18 protein-coding genes are annotated in these 18904 nt (G+C 55.0%); 7 read left to right on the top strand and 11 right to left on the bottom strand.

Going from position 1 to position 18904, the window contains the following annotated elements; all coding sequences use genetic code 11:
• Positions 1 to 34: 34 nt before the first annotated feature.
• Both GW591_RS17555 and GW591_RS17550 read right to left on the bottom strand, forming a co-directional pair.
• The gene (locus tag GW591_RS17555; protein WP_166861136.1) at positions 35 to 934 is read right to left on the bottom strand and encodes a proline iminopeptidase-family hydrolase; all 900 of its coding nucleotides are present in this window, start codon (positions 932 to 934) and stop codon (positions 35 to 37) included.
• Positions 935 to 1023: 89 nt separating this feature from the next.
• Positions 1024 to 1779, bottom strand: a complete 756-nt coding sequence (locus GW591_RS17550) for a LuxR family transcriptional regulator (RefSeq protein ID WP_037033099.1) — start codon at positions 1777 to 1779, stop codon at positions 1024 to 1026.
• Between the two features lie 227 nt (positions 1780 to 2006).
• Here GW591_RS17550 and GW591_RS17545 point away from each other — a divergent pair, with 227 nt between their 5' ends.
• The 7 genes from GW591_RS17545 to GW591_RS17515 all read left to right on the top strand — a co-directional run bounded on the left by GW591_RS17545 (position 2007) and on the right by GW591_RS17515 (position 9655).
• Positions 2007 to 2945 (top strand): ABC transporter permease, encoded by a 939-nt coding sequence (locus GW591_RS17545; protein WP_037033096.1) that lies wholly within the window; start codon positions 2007 to 2009, stop codon positions 2943 to 2945.
• Positions 2942 to 3802, top strand: a complete 861-nt coding sequence (locus tag GW591_RS17540) for an ABC transporter permease (RefSeq protein ID WP_013577863.1) — start codon at positions 2942 to 2944, stop codon at positions 3800 to 3802. Before GW591_RS17545 ends, GW591_RS17540 begins: the two co-directional genes overlap by 4 nt.
• The gene (locus GW591_RS17535) at positions 3799 to 4776 is read left to right on the top strand and encodes an ABC transporter ATP-binding protein (protein ID WP_166861134.1); all 978 of its coding nucleotides are present in this window, start codon (positions 3799 to 3801) and stop codon (positions 4774 to 4776) included. The genes GW591_RS17540 and GW591_RS17535 overlap by 4 nt, the downstream gene beginning before the upstream one ends.
• Positions 4760 to 5809 carry an ABC transporter ATP-binding protein gene (locus tag GW591_RS17530; RefSeq protein WP_013577861.1) on the top strand — a complete coding sequence of 350 codons (1050 nt, stop codon included), beginning with the start codon at positions 4760 to 4762 and terminating at the stop codon, positions 5807 to 5809. The genes GW591_RS17535 and GW591_RS17530 overlap by 17 nt, the downstream gene beginning before the upstream one ends.
• On the top strand, positions 5790 to 7304 hold the full coding sequence (locus tag GW591_RS17525) for an ABC transporter substrate-binding protein (protein ID WP_013577860.1): 1515 nt from the start codon (positions 5790 to 5792) through the stop codon (positions 7302 to 7304). Before GW591_RS17530 ends, GW591_RS17525 begins: the two co-directional genes overlap by 20 nt.
• A 228-nt stretch (positions 7305 to 7532) precedes the next feature.
• Positions 7533 to 9029, top strand: a complete 1497-nt coding sequence (locus GW591_RS17520; RefSeq protein ID WP_013577859.1) for an MFS transporter — start codon at positions 7533 to 7535, stop codon at positions 9027 to 9029.
• Between the two features lie 47 nt (positions 9030 to 9076).
• Positions 9077 to 9655, top strand: coding sequence for a TetR/AcrR family transcriptional regulator (locus tag GW591_RS17515; protein WP_013577858.1), 579 nt, complete (start codon positions 9077 to 9079; stop codon positions 9653 to 9655).
• A gap of 232 nt (positions 9656 to 9887) precedes the next feature.
• Here the strand turns inward: GW591_RS17515 and GW591_RS17510 are convergent, their stop codons facing one another.
• The 9 genes from GW591_RS17510 to tssF form a co-directional block, all read right to left on the bottom strand.
• Positions 9888 to 10052, bottom strand: a complete 165-nt coding sequence (locus GW591_RS17510; RefSeq protein ID WP_013577857.1) for a DUF2474 domain-containing protein — start codon at positions 10050 to 10052, stop codon at positions 9888 to 9890.
• Positions 10053 to 10063: 11 nt separating this feature from the next.
• A complete protein-coding gene (cydB, locus tag GW591_RS17505) occupies positions 10064 to 11071 on the bottom strand; it encodes a cytochrome d ubiquinol oxidase subunit II (RefSeq protein WP_013577856.1) in 1008 nt (335 codons plus the stop codon).
• Between the two features lie 2 nt (positions 11072 to 11073).
• Complete coding sequence (locus tag GW591_RS17500; RefSeq protein ID WP_013577855.1) at positions 11074 to 12498, bottom strand: cytochrome ubiquinol oxidase subunit I; 1425 nt, start codon at positions 12496 to 12498, stop codon at positions 11074 to 11076.
• Positions 12499 to 13045: 547 nt separating this feature from the next.
• Positions 13046 to 13516, bottom strand: coding sequence for a hypothetical protein (locus GW591_RS17495; RefSeq protein WP_119262411.1), 471 nt, complete (start codon positions 13514 to 13516; stop codon positions 13046 to 13048).
• Positions 13517 to 13565: 49 nt separating this feature from the next.
• Positions 13566 to 14951 carry a VasL domain-containing protein gene (locus tag GW591_RS17490; protein WP_119262412.1) on the bottom strand — a complete coding sequence of 462 codons (1386 nt, stop codon included), beginning with the start codon at positions 14949 to 14951 and terminating at the stop codon, positions 13566 to 13568.
• Positions 14952 to 14962: 11 nt separating this feature from the next.
• Positions 14963 to 15400, bottom strand: a complete 438-nt coding sequence (tssE, locus tag GW591_RS17485; protein WP_037033085.1) for a type VI secretion system baseplate subunit TssE — start codon at positions 15398 to 15400, stop codon at positions 14963 to 14965.
• The gene (gene tssJ, locus GW591_RS17480) at positions 15393 to 15929 is read right to left on the bottom strand and encodes a type VI secretion system lipoprotein TssJ (protein ID WP_276145821.1); all 537 of its coding nucleotides are present in this window, start codon (positions 15927 to 15929) and stop codon (positions 15393 to 15395) included. Before tssJ ends, tssE begins: the two co-directional genes overlap by 8 nt.
• A complete protein-coding gene (gene tssG / locus GW591_RS17475; protein WP_119262413.1) occupies positions 15910 to 17007 on the bottom strand; it encodes a type VI secretion system baseplate subunit TssG in 1098 nt (365 codons plus the stop codon). Before tssG ends, tssJ begins: the two co-directional genes overlap by 20 nt.
• A complete protein-coding gene (gene tssF / locus GW591_RS17470; RefSeq protein ID WP_037033081.1) occupies positions 16971 to 18734 on the bottom strand; it encodes a type VI secretion system baseplate subunit TssF in 1764 nt (587 codons plus the stop codon). Before tssF ends, tssG begins: the two co-directional genes overlap by 37 nt.
• Positions 18735 to 18904: the final 170 nt, after the last annotated feature.

Below are 18904 nucleotides of genomic sequence, written 5' to 3'. Positions count from 1 at the left end.
TTCGGGATAAGCCAGAAGCAGCCTGTATACGTCATCAGCGGGAGCTGTTGATCTCCAGAAACTCCCCGACGCATTTCATACAGGCTTCCCGTTCCTCGACGTGTGGCATGTGGCTCGAATTCTCGAAAATCACCCATTCAGCGCCTTTGATTAAATCTGCGAACGGCTGCACCACGTCGGGAGCGGCTTCATCGTAGCGGCCGGAAATCAGCAATACCGGCACGTTAATGGCGGGCAGGCGGTCGATCACCGTCCAGTCTTTCATGCTGCCAATGACGTGGAATTCAGTCGGGCCGTTCATGGCGAGGTACACCGTCGGATCCTCGTCCATCGCCGCAAAGGTACGTTTTACCTCCTCCGGCCACGGATCGAGACGGCAGACATGACGGGCATAGAATACCTGCGACGCCGCTTTGTATTCTGCGCTGTTGAGGGTTCCGGCGGCTTCATGTGCCAGTAAGGTTTCCTGAACCTCCGGCGGCAGTTCGCTGCGCAGGCGGGCGGCGGCCTGCAACCAGAGTTCCATCGAGGCCGGTGAGTTGGCGATGACCAGCGCTTTCAGGCCAGGAGGTTGCATGACGGCGTGTTCGGCACCGAGCATGCCGCCCCAGGACTGGCCGAGCAGCGCGTAATCTTTTTCAATGCCCAGATGGCGTAGCAAATTATCCAGTTCCGCCAGAAAGAACGCGGGCTGCCAGAAGCCGGCGGGTTTGTCGGGAAGGTGGGTCGAGCGACCATTACCAATCTGATCGTAGTGGATCACCGCGCGGCCGGTTCCGGCGATATCGCGGAAGGCATCAACGTAATCATGGGTGCAGCCGGGGCCGCCGTGAGCAATAACCAGCGGAGTCTTGCCGTTGTGTAAATCGCCACAGATGCGGTACCAGGTCTGGTATTCCTGAAACGGCGCATAGCCTTCAGTGATGTTGTACATTTTGTTTCCCCTGTCGGTGAATAATAACCACAGGGTAAACATCGGGGCGGCGTTGAACAGCTAGTAAAAAAGATAGAAAACAGGGCAGATTAACTGTCGAGTAAACGGTAATGCATCGCGCGAACCACGGCCTGCACACGGTTACTGGCCCCCAGTTTGCGGGCGGCGGTATTGAGATGGAGCGTGACGGTGGCAATCGACCGGTTGAGTTTGCGGGCGATCTCTTTGGCGGTTAAGCCTTCTGCCGCCCACGTCAGACATTCGCGTTCGCGCTTGCTTAAGCGCACGTGGCGACAGGTGAGAATGCTGCTGTCGAACAGCGGAAACACGCACTCCTGAAAGGTCAGCGCCAGCAGGCTCAGTTCGGCCAATACATCATGAATATCCAGCTCATGTCCCGCACCGGTGTGAATGCCGGTGACCGTCACAAATCCACCATTTGGCAAATGCAACGGCACCGTCGCGCCGCTCGGCATGTTGTTATCGCACATGTAATGGGTGACCGGTTTGTTGAGGTCACTGAGGCGGTTTTGCAGCGAGGTATTGTCCGGGCGCTGATAAGACCAGACAAACGGTGCGCAGCTTTCGAGAGCGTAATGCTGCACCGGATCGACCTGATAATACCCGTTCTCCAGCCATAACCGCTGCATGTCGCCGGGCACATTACCCATCCGCAACAGCGACGGTGTGATCAGCTCGCCCTCAAGCGAACGCGGTACCGGCGTGTAGTCGTAAATCAGGGCGTCAAACCCCAGGCGCGAGGTCTGAGCGAAAAGCTGATCAAACGCACCATCAACGGTCGTTTCCCGCAAAGACACTGCACTCTCTTGCACCGCGAGCTTCATGAATTTATCTCCGCATCACTGTTTGCCAGTCTGAATGGGCTGATCGGGCACCGGTTTTGCTCAATCTCACCTGGTAAGGAAAATTTATGCAATCGCGGTGCCACATCGCTGACGGTGCAAACCTAGTATTTTTGCTAACTACCGGCGCGGCCTGACTGCGGATAACGTAAAGCCACAGGGGAAAAGACTCTCGCTCTGCACCAGAAACTGTCATTAAGAGGATTGTCATGCACCGTTACCGATTTTTGCTCTGGCGACCGCTGCAACTGCTGCCGGTGTTGCTGGGGATAAGTATTCTGACTTTCGTGATGGTGCGCGCCATACCCGGCGATCCGGCGCGGATCCTGCTTGGGGTACGCAGCACACCGGAAGCCATCGCCCGAATCCGGGTGCAGTACGGACTGGATCTGCCGGTCTGGCAGCAATATCTCTATTTTCTGCGCAACCTGTTTCATGGCGAGATGGGCAAGTCACTGATTTACCGTGTGGATACGTTAACGCTGATCATGTCGCGTATTGAGCCAACCCTGTATCTGGTGCTCGGCAGCGTGCTGCTGGCGATGCTGTTTACTGTGCCGCTGGCGGCCGGCGCGGCACGACATCGCGGGCAACTGGCGGATCAGGTGATCCGTTTACTTTCTACTATCGGCCTCGGATTACCGGCGTTCTGGCTGGCGATCATGATGATTTTACTGTTCAGCCTGTCCCTCGGCTGGTTCCCGGTGTCGGGTTATGGCAGCGATGTCGGCGAGCGTATTCATCACCTGTTTCTGCCGTGCCTGACCGTTGCGCTGGCGCTGTCAGCGGTTCTGACCCGTAACCTGCGCGCCAGTCTGCTGATGGAATTACAGAATGATTACGTCACCGCCGCCCGTGCGCGGGGGCAAAACGAAAACCGTATTTTCTGGCGACATGTGATGCCCAATTCACTGGTGCCGACAGTCAATCTGCTGGCAGTAAATATCGGCTGGCTGATTGGCAGCACGGTGGTAATTGAGAGCGTATTTGCCATTCCCGGTATGGGGCAGTTGCTGGTGAAAGCCATTATCAGCCGTGATTACATGGTGGTGCAGGGTGTGGTGCTGGTGTTCGCCCTGGCGACAGTCATCGTGAACCTGATTGCAGACTTACTGACTGTGGCGCTGGATCCGAGGGTGAAGCTATGAGCATGACCGAAAAGATAGCGACACAACGCATGGGGCATTTTCACCTGCGCTGGTTGCCGCGCCAGCAGGCGTTACGGCTCGGCATGCTGATGCTGAGTGTCTGGGTTCTGATTGCGCTGCTCAGTCCGTGGATCGCGCCGTTCGATCCGATTGCGCAGGATGCATCTGTGACACTGTCACCCCCAACGTTCGCCCATCCGTTTGGCACCGATAACTTTGGCCGCGACATTCTTTCCCGCGTGATGTGGGGGGCACGGATTGATCTGCAAATCTGTCTGATTGGTGTGATTTTTCCGTTTACCTTCGGCACGCTGATCGGCGCGTTTGCCGGATATCTCGGCGGCGCAGTCGATACCTTTTTCATGCGGGTGATAGACGTGGTGCTGGCGTTTCCTTTTCTGGTGCTGATGCTGTCGATCATCGCCATTCTCGGGCCGGGACTGGGCAGTTTTTATATCGCGATGGCGATGGTGGGCTGGGTGTCGTATGCCCGTCTGGTGCGCTCGCAGGTGCTGACGCTTAAACACCGGGATTTCATTCTGGCCGCGCGCAGCCTGGGCTACAGCCATCCGCGTATCTTACTTTTGCATCTTCTGCCCAACGCGCTGACCAGTTCGCTGGTGTTCTCGATGTCCGACTGCGTGCTGGTGTTACTCAGTGGCGCGTCGGTGAGTTATCTCGGCCTGGGCGTCCAGCCGCCGGTAGCGGAATGGGGCGTGATGGTCGCCGAAGGCCAGAGCTTTATTACTACGGCGTGGTGGATAACCACCTTCCCCGGTTTGGCGATTGTGGTGCTGGCGATGAGTTTCAGCCTGCTGGCGGACGGACTGGGTGACAAACTGGGGGAACGGCCATGACGTTAATGCAGGTTTCCGGCTTAACCATTGAAGACCGGCAAGGTGTGGCGCTGGTGGACAGACTCTCGCTGACATTGAATGCGGGCGATATTCTCGGGCTGGTCGGCGAAAGTGGCTCCGGCAAAACCCTGAGCTGTCGCGCCATGATGCGCCTGCTGCCCGGTGAAGGGCTGCATATTCGCGCCGGGGAAATCCGCCTCAATGGCACCGATTTACTGACGCTGAACGATAAACGCATGACGGCCATTCGCGGGCGGGAGATCGGCATGATTTTCCAGAATCCGGCCAGCCATCTGAATCCGGTGATGACCATCGGTCAGCAGATTGCTGAAAGCCGCCGTCTGCATTTTGGGGCCAGCCGCCGTGAAGCGCAGAGTCAGGCGGTGGAACTGCTGCGTCAGGTCGGTATTCCGGATCCGCAGCGACGGGCAGATAACTATCCGCACGAGTTTTCCGGCGGCATGCGTCAGCGGGCAATGATCGCCGTGGCGCTGGCCTGCGAACCCAAAATGCTGATTGCTGATGAACCGACCACGGCGCTGGATGTCACGGTGCAGATGCAGATTTTACGTCTGCTCCGCGATCTGCGCGACCGGCTGGGTATCGCGATTATTCTGATCACTCACGACCTTGGCGTGGTGGCGCAAACCTGTGACCGCATTGCGGTGATGTACGGCGGGCGTTTATGTGAAACCGGTGAAAAACGGCCGGTCCTAGCCCAGGCGCAGCATCCTTATACGCGCGGCCTGATTGACTGTCAGCCGGTCAGTGAAGGCGGTTGCGGACGGCTGATCACGCTGCCCGGTCAGCCACCGGTCGCAGCACATTTTCCCAGTGGTTGCCGTTTTCATCCCCGCTGTGCGCAGGCGTCCGCGCTCTGCCGTGAAAATCAACCCGCGATGTCAGCGGGCGGCCACGCAACGGCCTGTCATCATCCGCTGAACCACGGGAGGCACAATGAGTCATTCGTCTGATCTCACGCCGCAGCCGTATCCGCTGCTGGAAGTGGAAGCACTCTCCGTGACATTTCCGGTCTCCGGCTTTGGCCTCAAAAAGCGTCACGTTCAGGCGGTGAACGGTGTGTCCCTGCATATTCACGCAGGCGAAACGCTGGGGCTGGTCGGTGAATCGGGCAGCGGAAAAAGTACCCTCGGGCGGGCGATGTTGCAGCTGGAAAATGCCAGCGCCGGACGGGTTCGTTTTAACGGGCAACTGATTACCGACGGCATGAAACCTGACATTGCCCGTCTGCGACAGCAAACCGCGATGATTTTTCAGGATCCGTTTTCCTCACTCAACCCGCGCCAGACGATTGGCGAAAGTATCGGCGAGGTGTTGCGGGTACACAACAAAGTGGCGAAAGCGGAGATCCCGGCGCGGGTAAGCACGTTGCTGACGCTGGTCGGCCTCAGCCCGGAACATGCCACGCGCCGTCCGCAGGCGCTGAGCGGTGGACAATGTCAGCGCGCCGGCATTGCCCGGGCGCTGGCTATCGAGCCACGCCTGATTGTCGCTGATGAATGTGTTGCGGCGCTGGATGTGTCGATTCAGGCGCAGATCATCAATCTGCTGATGGATCTGCGCGAAAGCATGGGGCTGGCGATCTTATTTATTGCCCATGATCTGGCGATTGTGCGCCGCCTGTGTGACCGCGTGGCGGTGATGTATCTCGGACGTATTGTCGAAAGCGGGCCGACGCAAACGGTGTTTAATGCGCCGCGCCATCCGTATACCGCCGCGCTGGTAGCGGCAATCCCTGAAATCGACCCCGACCGGCCGCTGCCGGAGCATCCGTTACAGGGAGAACCACCCAGCCCGGTTTCGTTGCCTGCGGGCTGCGCTTTCCATCCACGCTGTGCCTTTGCGCTGCCTGAGTGCAGGCACGGTGCGGCACCTGAAACCCGGCATATTGCCGACCATGCCTTCGCCTGTGTTCTTGATAACCACAAAAGCGACGGGATCAATCCGATGACTGAAGGAATGTTACATGAAGCAAAAGCATTTTAACGTTGTGGCCGCCGGGGTGCTGCTGGCGTTGAGTCTGGTCAGCGAAATGGCGCAGGCTGCGGGGGTACTGACCATCGGCCGTCGTGAAGACAGCACCACATTTGACCCGATCAAGTCGGCGCAAAACGCCGATAACTGGGTGTTCTCCAACGTGTTCGATCCGCTGGTGCGCGTTGACAATACCGGCACCAAACTGCTGCCGGGCCTGGCTGAAAGCTGGACGATTTCGCCGGACGGTAAAACCTATACGCTGAAAATGCGCGACGCGAAATTCTCTGACGGCACACCGGTGACCGCCTCTGATGCTGTGTTCAGCCTGACGCGTATCCGTGATGACGCCGGATCGCTGTGGAAGGATTCATACAGCATTATCGATACGTTGAAAGCCCCCGATGCCCATACGCTGGTGATCACCCTGAAAACGCCGTCGGCAGCATTCCTTTCTCAACTGGCACTTCCGAATGCCTCGGTGATTTCGCAGCAGGCGCTGACCAAACAGGGCGCGGATGATTTTGCCGAACACCCGGTGGGTTCCGGCGCGTTCAGCGTGAAAGAGTGGACGCGCGGTGAGAAAGTCGAACTGGTGAAGAACCCGTACTACTGGGACGCCGCAAAAGTGAAACTCGATGGCGTCGAGTGGCTGACGCTGCCGGACGACAATACCCGCATGCTGAAAGTGCAGGCCGGAGAAATTGACGCGGCACTGTCGATTCCGTTCTCGCGCATTTCATCGCTGCAAAAAGACCCGAAACTCGCCGTCGAACTGGATACGTCAACCCGTGAAGATCACCTGCTGATCAACCATTCTCACGGTGACCTGGGCAAAGTGGAAGTGCGTCAGGCGCTGGACTTCGCCATCGATAAAAAAGCCATTATTGATACCGTGACGTTTGGTTACGGCAAAATCGCCAACTCCTACATCCCTGATGGCGCGCTGTATCATTACGCTGACAACCTGCAACGCCCGTACGACCCGGAAAAAGCCAAACAACTGCTGGCCGCCGCCGGAGTGAAAAATCTGACCCTGAAATATCTGGTGAATGCCGGTGATGAAGTGGATGAACAGATTGCGGTATTGCTGCAACAGCAACTGGCAAAAGCCGGGATCACTGCCAACTTGCAGAAAGTGGATCCGAGCCAGAGCTGGGACATGTTAGTGGCGGGGGACTATGACATTTCGGTGATGTACTGGACGAACGACATTCTCGACCCTGATCAGAAAACCACCTTTACGCTGGGCCATGACTCGAACATGAATTACATGACGCGTTATCACAATGACAAAGTGAAAGCGCTGGTGGCCGCCGCGCGGGTGGAGATGGATCCGAAGAAGCGTGAACAGATGTACATCGATTTGCAGAAAATGGCGAAAGCCGATGTGAACTGGATTGATCTGTATTACAGCCCGTACCGCAACGTGACCCGAAAAAATATCAAAGATTTCCACCAGAACCCGTTAGGGCGCTTCACACTCGAGGAGACGGTGAAAGAATAAGAAATCCTGCACCAGGGAGATAATAAGAAAGTTGAGACAAAAGTCTGTTTTGCCCTTTTTAGCCCGCTTCCGAGCGGGCTTTTTTATTGCCTGTAAATCTGACGTTTTCCCCCGTTACATCTTCAACGCTTCATCAACTGGCAGGCAGATGCTGCTTGATTTTGAGCGGTTGCTCAAGTACCTTGCTGGCCTTGAGCGTTTGCTCAAAATCTATCTGAGGCACTTTTTATGTTCGTCAATAACCGCTGGCTGATACTTGCGATTGTCACCAGTACACTCTTTTTGATCATCATTGATATGACCGTGTTGTACACCGCTTTACCGCGTCTGACGCAGGCGCTGGGCGCCACGGCATCGGAAAAATTATGGATAGTGAATGCCTATCCGCTGGTGGTCGCCGGTCTGTTACCGGGCGCGGGAATGCTCAGTGACCGCATCGGACACAAAAATCTTTTTATGAGCGGGCTGCCGGTATTTGCGTTCGCTTCCCTGTGCGCGGCGTTTTCTGCCAGCGCTGAAATGCTGATCGCCTCCCGCGTTTTCCTGGCGATTGGCGCGGCGATGATGATGCCTGCGACGCTGGCAATTGTGCGCCACGTATTTACCAACGAACGTGAACGTGCGCTGGCGATCGGCATCTGGTCGGCGGTGGCTTCCGGCGCTGCGGCGCTCGGGCCGGTCATTGGCGGTGTGCTGCTGGAATATTTCTGGTGGGGCTCGGTGTTCCTGATCAACGTGCCGATTGTGCTGGCCGTTTTCCCGTTTGCACAGGCGCTGATCCCGCGCGGTGAAGGTAATAAACAACGTCCGTGTGATTTTGCCGGTTCTGCGCTGGTGATGGCGGGGCTGGTGGGCGTGATTTACGCGCTGAAAGAGCTGAGCCAGATTAATTCGTCGTGGCTGGTGATCATGGGTTCTGCGGCCGCAGGCGTCCTGTTCCTCGGTTTATTCGTCAGAAGACAAAAACGCGCAGTACAGCCGATGATCGACTTTTCACTGTTCCGCAACCGTGCGTTTGCCTGTGGCGTGGGCGTGGCGATCACGTCAATGATTGCACTGATCGGAATCGAACTGGTGCTGAGCCAGCGGTTGCAGCTGGTGCTTGGACTGACGCCGTTTATGGCGGCGATGTTTATCCTGCCGATCCCGGTGGCGTCTGCGCTGGCCTCGCCGCTGGCGGGTATGCTGATCCCGCGTGTCGGTGTGCGCAAAATGATGCTCGGCGGCTTCGCGATATCTGCACTCGGCATCGTCATTCACGCCCTGGTCTACGATGGCAGCGCGGTGATACAGCTGATCAGTCTGTTTATTTTAGGTTTTGGCCTTGGTGGCGCAGTGACCGCAGCCTCGACGTCGATCATGCTCAACGCCCCGGAAGACAAGGCCGGAATGGTGGCCGCGATAGAAGATGTGTCGTGGGAAATGGGCGGCGTGCTCGGCGTGACCTTGCTGGGCGGCCTGATGACGGCGGTTTACAGCCGCAGCCTGACACTTCCGCAAGGACTGGTCAGCGGTGAAACGGCGTATGACAGTCTTGATGAAGCCTTGACGCTCGCCGGGCATCTCAGTCCTGAGCATGCTTCGTTACTGACCAGTCTGGCGCGAACAGCGTTTGATCAGGCGTTTCTGGCGGTGCTGATTTCTGCGGCTGTGCTGGTGATTACCAGCGTCGTGGTGCTGAAAATCGTGCTGCGTAAGTCCGTGGGCACACGCCAGGCTTCCTGATAAAATGCCGGTCTGAGCAACTGCTCAATGCCAGTACAGGATAAATTATGAAAGAAAACCGGGAAGCGTTAAGGGCTAAAATTCTTGACGGAGCTATCAGTCTCTTTATCGAAAAGGGGATTGAAAAAGTCACGACGCGCGAGCTGACGGAGTACGTCGGGATTTCCCGCAGCCACATTTATCATTATTTTCCTGACTGGCAGACGCTGTGCGTTGAAGCGCTGTCGGTGGTGATGATGGCGGAGCTGAAAGAGTTTTCCGCTGAAATTTCACCGCTTGAGCCCAAAGCAAAATTACACACGCTGGTGTGCAATTATCTGCCCGATACGCAGGGCGATATCTGGCAGTTGTATGGTTCGCTGTGGCAACTGGCGGCGCATAATGAGGCTTACGCCGAACTGGCGCGGCTGATGGTGCATAAGTGGCTGGCGCTGCTGGCTGACATTATCCGCGCCGGGATCGACAGCGGCGTGTTCCGCCCGACCGATGCCGGACGCGTTACCCGCCAGTTGTCTGCCATCATGAATGGCTATTCCGATCAGCTGATCGTCATGCCTTCCGCCGCCGCACGTCAGGAAGCGATGGACGATATTCTCGATTTTATCGGGCGGGTGCTGGAGAAATAAAAAAGGGAGAGGGCATAGCAGAGTTGTCTGCTAAACCCCCTCCCAGCCTCCCCCTTCGCAGGGGGAGGAGCAAGGCAAACCGACCCTTAATCTCCCGATGCTGAGGAAGACAGCGCCCGGCTCCCTCCCCTGCGAAGGGGAGGGTTGGGGTGGGGTATTACAGCAATTTTAGGGAGTTGAAGCTTGCTTCGACATTGCGTGCACCAGCAAAATTCCTCCCAATCGTTTTCATTTAATGACTTCTCATTCCTGCCGCAAACATCAGCAGATGAAACACCGATGCCACAACAAATAACGCCAGCACGCTGCCGCCCCAGATGACGGCCATCCAGCCGACACGCTTTAAGAACGGGGCTTTAGTGATGTTGCTGTCATCCATTTTTCTGATGAGATTCATAACGCGATTCCTCAGTGATAACCCTGATCCGGTGTGACTTTCCCGCGGAACACGTAGTAGCTCCAGAAGGTGTACACCAGAATGATCGGGATGATGAACAGTGCGCCGACCAGAATAAAGCCCTGGCTTTGCGGCGGTGAAGCCGCTTCCCAGATAGAAATGGACGGCGGAATGATGTTCGGCCAGATGCTGATCCCCAGACCGGTATAGCCGAGGAACACCAGCGCCAGCGTCAGCAGGAACGGCGCGTGATGCGCATTTTTGCTGATGGCGCGATACATCCACGCGGAGACCAGCACCACCAGCACCGGTACCGGCAGGAACCAGTAAAGATTAGGGCGCGAGAACCAGCGGGTGGCGATATCGCTGTGGGTCAGTGGCGTCCACAGGCTGACTGCAAGCGTCACCAGCAGGAATACCAGCAACAGGGGTTTAGCGATTTTGTGCATCGCTTCCTGCAATTCGCCTTCGGTTTTCATAATCAGCCAGGTGCAGCCGAGCAGGGCATAAGCCACCACCAGCGCAAAACCACAGAACAGCGTGAACGGCGTCAGCCAGTCCAGTGCGCCACCGGCATAAGTCCGGTTCACCACCGGAATTCCGTTGATCACCGCGCCCAGCACCACGCCCTGACAGAAGGTGGCGATCACCGAACCCCAGATGAAAGATTTGTCCCACACGTGACGTTTGGCCGGACTGGCTTTGAAACGAAATTCAAAGGCTACGCCACGGAAAATCAGACCGAACAGCATCAGGGTCAGCGGGATAGTCAGTGCATCCAGAATCACCGAGTACGCCAGCGGGAATGCGCCATACAGTGCCGCACCGCCGAGCACCAGCCAGGTTTCGTTGCCGTCCCAGACCGGCGCAACGGTGTTCATCATCACATCACGGTCGTGTTCTTTTTTCACCAGCGGGAATAGCAGGCCGATACCCAGGTCGAATCCGTCCATCACCACATACATCATCACGCCGAAGATGATGATCAAAAACCAGATCAGCGGTAAGTCGATACCCATTATCAAGCTCCCTTATTTTCGTCAGTCAGTGATTCTGAAATCGCAGACAGCGGACGCGCAGGCGTGCGGTGCTGGCCCGGACCACCGTGATCAACACTTTCACCTTCGTGCGCCTGCGGACCCTTGCGGATCAGACGCATCATGTAGCCGTAACCGACACCAAACACCGAACAGTAAATGACGATGAACAGGATCAGGCTGACGCTCATCTGGATGACGTTATGGTTAGATACCGCATCTTTGGTACGCAGCAGGCCATAAACTACCCACGGCTGACGCCCCATTTCCGTGGTGATCCAACCCGCCAGCAACGCCAGCAGACCGGAAGGCCCCATCAGGAAAGCAAAGCGCAGGAACGCTTTAGAGGTATACATTTTGCCGCCACGGCGCAGGATCAGGCTCAGCACCCCCAGCAAAATCATCAGCATGCCGAGACCGGCCATGATGCGGAAGGTATAGAAGATGACGGAAGAGTTCGGGCGGTCTTCTTTCGGGAAGGATTTCAGCGCCGGGATCTGATGCGTCAGGCTGTGCGTCAGGATCAGGCTGCCCAGATACGGGATTTCAATCGCGTAACGGGTTTCTTCACGGTTCATATCGGGATAGCCGATCAGCACCAGCGGGGAAGGTTTGTTGTCTTTATTTTCCCAGTGGCCTTCGATGGCCGCGATTTTAGCAGGCTGATATTTCAGGGTATTCAGGCCGTGCGCATCGCCCAGGAATGCCTGAATTGGCGAGACGATCAGCGCCATCCACATTGCCATCGACAACATGGTACGGATGGCTGGCGTATCGCGACCGCGCAGCAAATGCCATGCCGCAGCAGAACCCACGAAGAAGGCAGACGCCAGAAACGCGGCGGTAGTCATGTGCATTAAGCGGAACGGGAAGGACGGGTTGAAGATAACCTTCATCCAGCTGACCGGCACCACCAGGTTGTTAACAATCTCGTAGCCCTGCGGGGTTTGCATCCAGCTGTTGGAAGCGAGGATCCAGAACGTCGACATCAGTGTGCCGAGCGCCACCATGCAGGTAGAGAAGAAGTGCAGGCCCGGTCCGACGCGGTTCCAGCCGAACAGCATCACGCCGAGGAAGCCAGCTTCGAGGAAAAATGCAGTTAACACTTCGTACGTCAGCAGCGGACCGGTAATGCTGCCCGCGAATGACGAGAACATACTCCAGTTGGTGCCGAACTGGTAAGCCATCACCAGACCGGAGACCACGCCCATACCGAAGTTAACGGCAAAGATTTTCGACCAGAAATGATACAGGTCGCGATATGCCTCTTTTTTTGTTTTCAGCCACATGCCTTCCAGAACAGCCAGAAAACTGGCAAGCCCGATAGTAATAGCGGGAAAAATGATGTGAAAAGAGACGGTGAAGGCAAACTGGATCCGGGCCAGTTCTAGCGCATCAAGACCAAACATAACAACCTCTTTTGTGTGTCAGGTTACCCTTCCAAACAGCAATACCGGTACGGGAACCGGCGATGTATGACATTCGCAGGTGAAGTCATGAATGAAAGGGTGGGACTGCCGGGGTTTTGCGAGAAACCGATTTAAGCACATCGCGCGAAGGGATTAACAGGGACCGTTCCGTGGGGAAATTAGTCGCTGAAACACTTTCAGTACGGGTAAAAAGCAGGGGAGGGAAAACTAAATTCGGAGAAAAGCGGGGGAAGGGAATTAACCACAAAAAGTGAGAGGTCATGTTGTTGCATTGATCTGTATCAAAAAGTTGTGATGTTTTTCAAATGTAATTTCCCTGCATTCGGTAATGGCTTGTTGTGTGCAAAATTGGTAACAAGAAAGTTAAATTTGCAGGAGCGGCAGCGCATTCTTATTTTTAATGCAATGTAAATTTATGTCATCGGTTTTGGTGAAAAATGCAGCCGGAAGGTAATTTTTGTAGCATTTTTTTACATTTTAACGGAAGTCTGCCCGGGTGACTGAGGAAAAAAGACGCCCGCAGGCGTCAGGGTAATAAGCCTTCTATCAGCTCAAAAAAGGCATCTTCACTAAACGCCCGCTCTGGCCCGGTGAAGGGATTTGCAGGGCGCCATGTCCAGTCCCTGTTTTCGCCAGCACGCATAAACAACCGGCACAGGACAGTCACGCGACCCTGAACGCAAAGACTGGATTCCACACAGCCTGTGACGCCCTGGCCATATAAATAGACCGGCGTGAATTTCACCTGCCTGTCTTCATAAAACAGCCGTATACCCGGAACGCTGAATGATTTCCCGCCCATCAGACATTCAACCAGTGAGATAGTGGTGCCTTCGATCCGTATACCGGTGCCTTCCAGCCATTCTTCCATGTTTTCCTGCAGCAGGCTGATCCGCTGCCGGAACTCGGCGATATCCGCCTGACCTTTATTTTCAAAAGAGCCAGTGCGAGGCTGGCTGTCTTGTAATTTTTTTAGAAACCGTTCTTTTGCTGACATACTTCCTCTGTAATTTAAGATGGCTGACGTCCGCCGCCACAAACATCAGTTAGTGATCTGCCTGACCATTTTTTTCGGTTGTCGCCGGTAAGTTCTGGATGAGCAACACATACCTGTTCAGCAACTGCGTGAACTGGTTATCCAGTTGCATAATCCGCTGCGGGGATATGCCTTTTTGCTGTTGTTTATCCTGCGCCAGCTTGCGCAGCGATTCTTCGACTGGCGGCGAACTGTTCAGCGCCTGCTGGATGGCGAATACCGAGGATTTTAGCTGTGAGACGGTCATGTATTTACCGCGTTGTTCATCCAGCCCGTTGAGTTTGTCCGCCAGTTGCTGTAACTGCGTATTCGCCTGTTGCCAGCCATCGAGGTTTTCCAGCGGTATCGCACTGGCGTTAAGCTGCTGTGTCCAGTTTTTTGCCAGTTGTTGAGATGCGGGGTTATCCGGCCAGAGGATTTGCGCCTGTTTTACCAGTTGTGCTCCGGTGTCCTGTGCCCAGCGCGGTGGCAATGCTGCCAGCTGGCGTGTTTGCTGTTGGGTGGCGGCCAGAAATGCCGGTGCCTCGCGGTGGAGCATCTCAGCCTGTTGGTTCTTAAGTGTTTCCAGCGTCTGTGCGTTCAGCGATTTTGGTAATACCGGCAGCGTCGCCATCAGTTGCTCTGCCGTTTGCGGATGATAAAAAGCATCTATCCCGGCTTTAAAACCGGTACCGGCCAATGCCGTCACCACGATACCTGCGATAAACCCTTTCCACTGCACCGGACGTTTCACTGGCGAAGGCGGTGCAATCAACTGCGGTTCGGCAGGTCCGCTCTGCGCAACATACACCCATTGTTCACCGGGTTGCGCGGTCCACTCTTTTTCCGCTTTTTCTGCCGCTGCCGCCGGTAAAACGATTGCTGCATCGCTGGTCGCGTGCATATTCTCCAGCCTGACGGCAGTACCATGCATGAAACTAGTCAGTGCTTCCAGCTGGCTGACGTGTTTCAGTTCAAGGCGTTGCAACACATTGCAAAGCGAAGCGATCAGTTTTTCTGCCTGATAAATCTGCGATAAATCATGATATTCCAGTGACATACCGCGCAATATTTGCTGAAGACGCTGACTCAGACCCGAAAGAATTTCCATCCGCGCGTGCACCGGCTGCGGCCACAGTCCCGGCCACTGACGTGAAATTAATGCCTCGAGGATCGCCAGCCCTTCATTTAATCCCGGCATGCCCGCTAGCCGCGCTCTGGCCTGTGTGTACCAGGAGGCCGTTTGCAGCTCGATACCGTTTTGCTGGAACAGGTTCAGACACAGGTGTTCCACCTTTTTCCAGTCCACATCCGGACGCGCCGGATGGGTTAATTTGCTCAGTTCTTCGCGTAAAACCGCGTAATCAGCCAGCGCACGCGGGTCATCCCCGGTGCGCAACTGGCGTTCAATAGACATGGTTGTTTTCCTTAACTGACGTAATTCTGCTGTTTCATATGGCGCATCAGCACGCGGCCTTCCGGCATAAACTCGGTACCGAATCGCACTAAGCCAAGCTCTTTCAGTTCGGCGTCAATGGCGTATTCGAGATGTCCGGGGCTGGACTGGGGCAATAAAATAACGTGCAGTTTTTTGATGCGTGGCTCGTATTTCAGCAAGGTCTCTGACAAGACATCCAGGAGTGAATGCGCCGTACCGGGCATTCCTTGCAGGATTTTGCTCATGTCCGGCAGACCGTAATCCGGCAGATGGGTAAGCGTTCCGGCTCGGCAATTGAGGATGCGCTGCATGTTGTCGAGTACGGAGAGGATCACCTGATTTTCTTCGCTGACGTTGTGCAGATCGAGGCCGCCAGCAAAGTTGCCGAGCAGCATTTCGTAAAGTGAGGGTTGCGACATATCACTTATCCTTCAGTGGCAGCAGTTTCATTCCCTGATTATTCAGTTCGATCTGGCGCGCCTTTTCCGGATCCAGATCGTTACGGCTTAGCACGATACGCCAGGTATTGTTGGTAATATCCGGTGAAAGGAACATACCCGCGACCGCCACAAACTGTGCTTTTTCATTCATCGGCACGTCGATAGTCACTGCTGCCCCCGGAAGAACCCGGATATCTTTTTGCTCCAGCAGATCGGCTTTTATCGCCTGACTGTCTTCAGTAAACAGCGACGGATAATCGGTATCGTCAAAGACTTTTCTGTCTTTCAGCTGATAGATACGCACCACCGTTGAAAGCGGAGCGCCGCTGGCATTGTTGTTGATAGCGTCGCGTGCTGTGATATCCAGATGCAGCGTTTTCACCTGCTTGTAAAAAATGGATTTGGTCACAGCAACCGTACCGTCGCTGACTTTCTGGGTCAGCCCGCATCCGCTCAGGGTCGTTACCATTGCCAGCATCAGTAATGTAAAACGGGTTTTACCAGCGGTAGTCGCCATATTCATCAGTTTCCCTTCTGTGAAGATTTTCCTGAACGCGCTGATAGCGGCCCAGATTAATAGTGATCATTTCAGTTTTATTTTGGGGTGCAGACGTAATCCTTAACCTGCGCATCACTGCGGTTCTTCCCAGCAGCACACCGGATTTTTCCGGGCGGCAGGAAAGCTTTGCATCGGGCAGCAGCGCGCGTGACACCGACAGTTGTAAACGGACGTGCAACCGGGAGCCGAGATACACCTGCAACAACGCCAGCAAATCGGTGTAAAGCTGGCCACCCGGAAGCCATTCACGGGCTTCATCCGGATTTTCAGTTTTCAGTTTCAGCAAAACCTGACAGTTCACATCGACGGTCTGGCGCCCCATCACCGGGCTGCTGCTCATACTGACCGGCGCGCTGGCGCTCATGGTCAATTGCTTGCGCAGGGGAATATTGCAGCGGTCATGCGCCAGTACCTGCGCCTGTGTATCCGGTGCCAGCAACTGAACCAGTGCGATAATGCCTTCGCTGGTGCGTGTCGGTAGCCGCATCATGCTGGTGAGTGCCAGAAAACGGGAAACCGGCGTGGCAATATCTTGCGTACATCCCTCTATGCCCAGCCCGCACAGGCTCAGCAGATATTTCGAGGTTTTATCCATCCCGCCGGGGGCAAACGTGGCGGGATATGAGTATTTACGCCAGATCCGGTAATACTGCGTGGTCAGCCGGTGGTTGAAGATATCCAGAAAATCGGCGACGGCTTCGTAACCATCGCGACGCTGTGTAATGTCATCGATATAGGATGTAGGAAGCGGCGATTCGACACCGTACAACCCGATAAACGTCGTGCGGATGGTCGGTGGAAGATGCGGATGCTCCGGCATTTCCACCCGTTTAAACTCGCTGGCGGGAAATCCCATCCCCGGATGTGGACGAAAACGTACGGGGTCGTGTCTGACTTGCCACTGGCTGCCCAGAGCAGGGGCATCTGGCTGGCTTTGCTCCAGCAACTGACAAAATCGATAAAACTGGGTGTAGGGCAGTTTATCTTGAAGTTGCTCGATCAGCCGGGCAGGCGCTGATTGTGATTCTCTTTCCATCGGATGCATTTCCCGGCAGGCTGAACGATAAGGGTTAACTGATTGAATAAATGAATATCAGCGTAAAGCGCAAAGAAGCGGTTGAGCATTTCCCCGAACAGATGAATATCGCCTTCACCGGTAAAGCCATTGCCATCTAGCGTGACTTCGATATCAATGCCGCGCAGCAAAAATCCCTTCTCAAAACGTTGGATTTGATGATGTTGCACCTGCTGAATGGCATCCAGGCGGCGGTTGTTCAGTTCATCGCTCTGCCAGTTATAGAGCTCAAGCGTCCCGCGTAACACGTCTGCATTGCTCATCAGATTAAGATAACTGGAGCCAAGATGACTGAGCACGCGCCACTGGAAGTGATCTTCTGCCGGAGGATAAGAAGGCAGCGTCGGCTTGCTGAGATTTCGGACTTTCAGCGACGTCTGTAATACGGCCTCACAGCGATCAAGTAAGGTGCTTTGTAACGCTTTGCGTGGTAACTGACCGTTGGTGCCGGTAATTTTCAGGGAGACGGGCTCGCGGGTGAATTCGCGATCCACTTCCCATTGCTGACCGCCGAGAATTAGCCACGTATCATGCAGCCCGGTCACACCGCGTTTAACACGGGTGTGAAAATAACGCTCCGGCGCATGGCGTCTCTGCATCCCGCCGCGGTGACGGAAGCTGGTGAAGGGCACGTAAGTCGCATCCGACGTGCGTTGTGAGCCTGTAACAGAATCGACCGAATAAATTTCGGTATGACCGTCCTGTAAACGGCGCGGACGCAGCAGGTACTCATTCTCCAGTCCGTTAATAAGCAGCGGATCTGCTTCCAGCGTGAAAAGGTTGATCACCGGCACACAATGCAGCGCCATGGCTTCATCGGTAACAGGCAGATCACTTTGCCACTGGCTGTTGAATACGACTTCCAGGTCAAAGAATGCGATGCCTGCGGGCAAGGTCACTGATTCCAGCCCGTTAAGATGCACGAACATGAATTTTTCGCGGAAAGTGAAATACTCCAGCAGCAACTGATAGCCACTGAACGCACTTTCGCCTTTTGGCCACAGCAAATCTTCATCCGCGAATCCGCCCGGCGAGAACCAGCCATCCAGTTTGATGCGGTCAGCCTGATTGGGAAGGCGGATATACAGCGCCGCCTGACGGCGGGTAAGGGCCAGATGCAGCGCACTGCTAACCGGTGCCTCACCTGCCAGATAAAAACACAGACGACGCAGATCAACCTGTGACCAGTCAGTCTGCGTGCTGCATGAGAGACGCAGGCGCAATACTGAACGTCCGTCCGGCTCAGTCGCCATTACCACTTTCGAAACGGCCAGCGGATTAAGCGTCATATCACGCGTGGTGCGGTACTGGCAGACAGTATTTTTAGGGCCGACAGGGCGGGAATAGATTTCCATTCCCGCGGGCACAGTTTCTGCCATTTTCATCGACGGCACGTCGGGGCTCAGCGACACAATGGAAAGTGAAGGAATGGTGCGCAGATAGTGTGGCCATAACATGCTCACCAGCCCTTCGGTGAATTCCGGCAGGTCGTCGTCAATTTTTTCGCGCAGTCTTCCCATTGAGAAGGCAAAGCCCTCAAACAGACGTTCAACGTAAGGATCAGGTGTGCCGGGTTTATCGAGATCGAGCATCGCGGCGCGATCAGGATGAGTTTGCGCAAACTCTTTCGCCGCATCACGCAAATAGCGCAACTCGGCATCGTAATAACGCAGGGTTTGGTCTTTCATTGAAATAAAAATCCTTGAGTAATTTATTTTTCACATCAGAAGGTTGTTCTATTTTTACTCATGCCCATCAGGTTTTTAATTAACCAGTGTCATTAGATTAGATTTTAAATGCACTGTTAAAACTCCGGCTGTGTAATTACATGATGTGTCAACCGCTGAATTAGTAACTC

The sequence above is a fragment of the Rahnella aceris genome (assembly GCF_011684115.1).
GTDB lineage: Bacteria > Pseudomonadota > Gammaproteobacteria > Enterobacterales > Enterobacteriaceae > Rahnella > Rahnella aceris.
This window is presented reverse-complemented; position numbering and strand designations above follow the sequence as displayed.

Bases quoted from the DNA above. Each gene is read 5' to 3' on its own strand.
- GW591_RS17515 (WP_013577858.1), top strand. From the start codon at position 9,077: ATGAAAGAAAACCGGGAAGCGTTAAGGGCTAAAATTCTTGACGGAGCT.
- tssJ (WP_276145821.1), bottom strand. From the start codon at position 15,929: ATGGCGACTACCGCTGGTAAAACCCGTTTTACATTACTGATGCTGGCA.
- GW591_RS17530 (WP_013577861.1), top strand. From the start codon at position 4,760: ATGAGTCATTCGTCTGATCTCACGCCGCAGCCGTATCCGCTGCTGGAA.
- GW591_RS17535 (WP_166861134.1), top strand. From the start codon at position 3,799: ATGACGTTAATGCAGGTTTCCGGCTTAACCATTGAAGACCGGCAAGGT.
- GW591_RS17540 (WP_013577863.1), top strand. From the start codon at position 2,942: ATGAGCATGACCGAAAAGATAGCGACACAACGCATGGGGCATTTTCAC.
- GW591_RS17500 (WP_013577855.1), bottom strand. From the start codon at position 12,498: ATGTTTGGTCTTGATGCGCTAGAACTGGCCCGGATCCAGTTTGCCTTC.
- GW591_RS17550 (WP_037033099.1), bottom strand. From the start codon at position 1,779: ATGAAGCTCGCGGTGCAAGAGAGTGCAGTGTCTTTGCGGGAAACGACC.
- GW591_RS17525 (WP_013577860.1), top strand. From the start codon at position 5,790: ATGAAGCAAAAGCATTTTAACGTTGTGGCCGCCGGGGTGCTGCTGGCG.
- GW591_RS17490 (WP_119262412.1), bottom strand. From the start codon at position 14,951: ATGTCTATTGAACGCCAGTTGCGCACCGGGGATGACCCGCGTGCGCTG.
- GW591_RS17520 (WP_013577859.1), top strand. From the start codon at position 7,533: ATGTTCGTCAATAACCGCTGGCTGATACTTGCGATTGTCACCAGTACA.
- GW591_RS17510 (WP_013577857.1), bottom strand. From the start codon at position 10,052: ATGAATCTCATCAGAAAAATGGATGACAGCAACATCACTAAAGCCCCG.
- cydB (WP_013577856.1), bottom strand. From the start codon at position 11,071: ATGGGTATCGACTTACCGCTGATCTGGTTTTTGATCATCATCTTCGGC.
- tssG (WP_119262413.1), bottom strand. From the start codon at position 17,007: ATGGAAAGAGAATCACAATCAGCGCCTGCCCGGCTGATCGAGCAACTT.
- GW591_RS17555 (WP_166861136.1), bottom strand. From the start codon at position 934: ATGTACAACATCACTGAAGGCTATGCGCCGTTTCAGGAATACCAGACC.
- GW591_RS17545 (WP_037033096.1), top strand. From the start codon at position 2,007: ATGCACCGTTACCGATTTTTGCTCTGGCGACCGCTGCAACTGCTGCCG.
- tssF (WP_037033081.1), bottom strand. From the start codon at position 18,734: ATGAAAGACCAAACCCTGCGTTATTACGATGCCGAGTTGCGCTATTTG.
- GW591_RS17495 (WP_119262411.1), bottom strand. From the start codon at position 13,516: ATGTCAGCAAAAGAACGGTTTCTAAAAAAATTACAAGACAGCCAGCCT.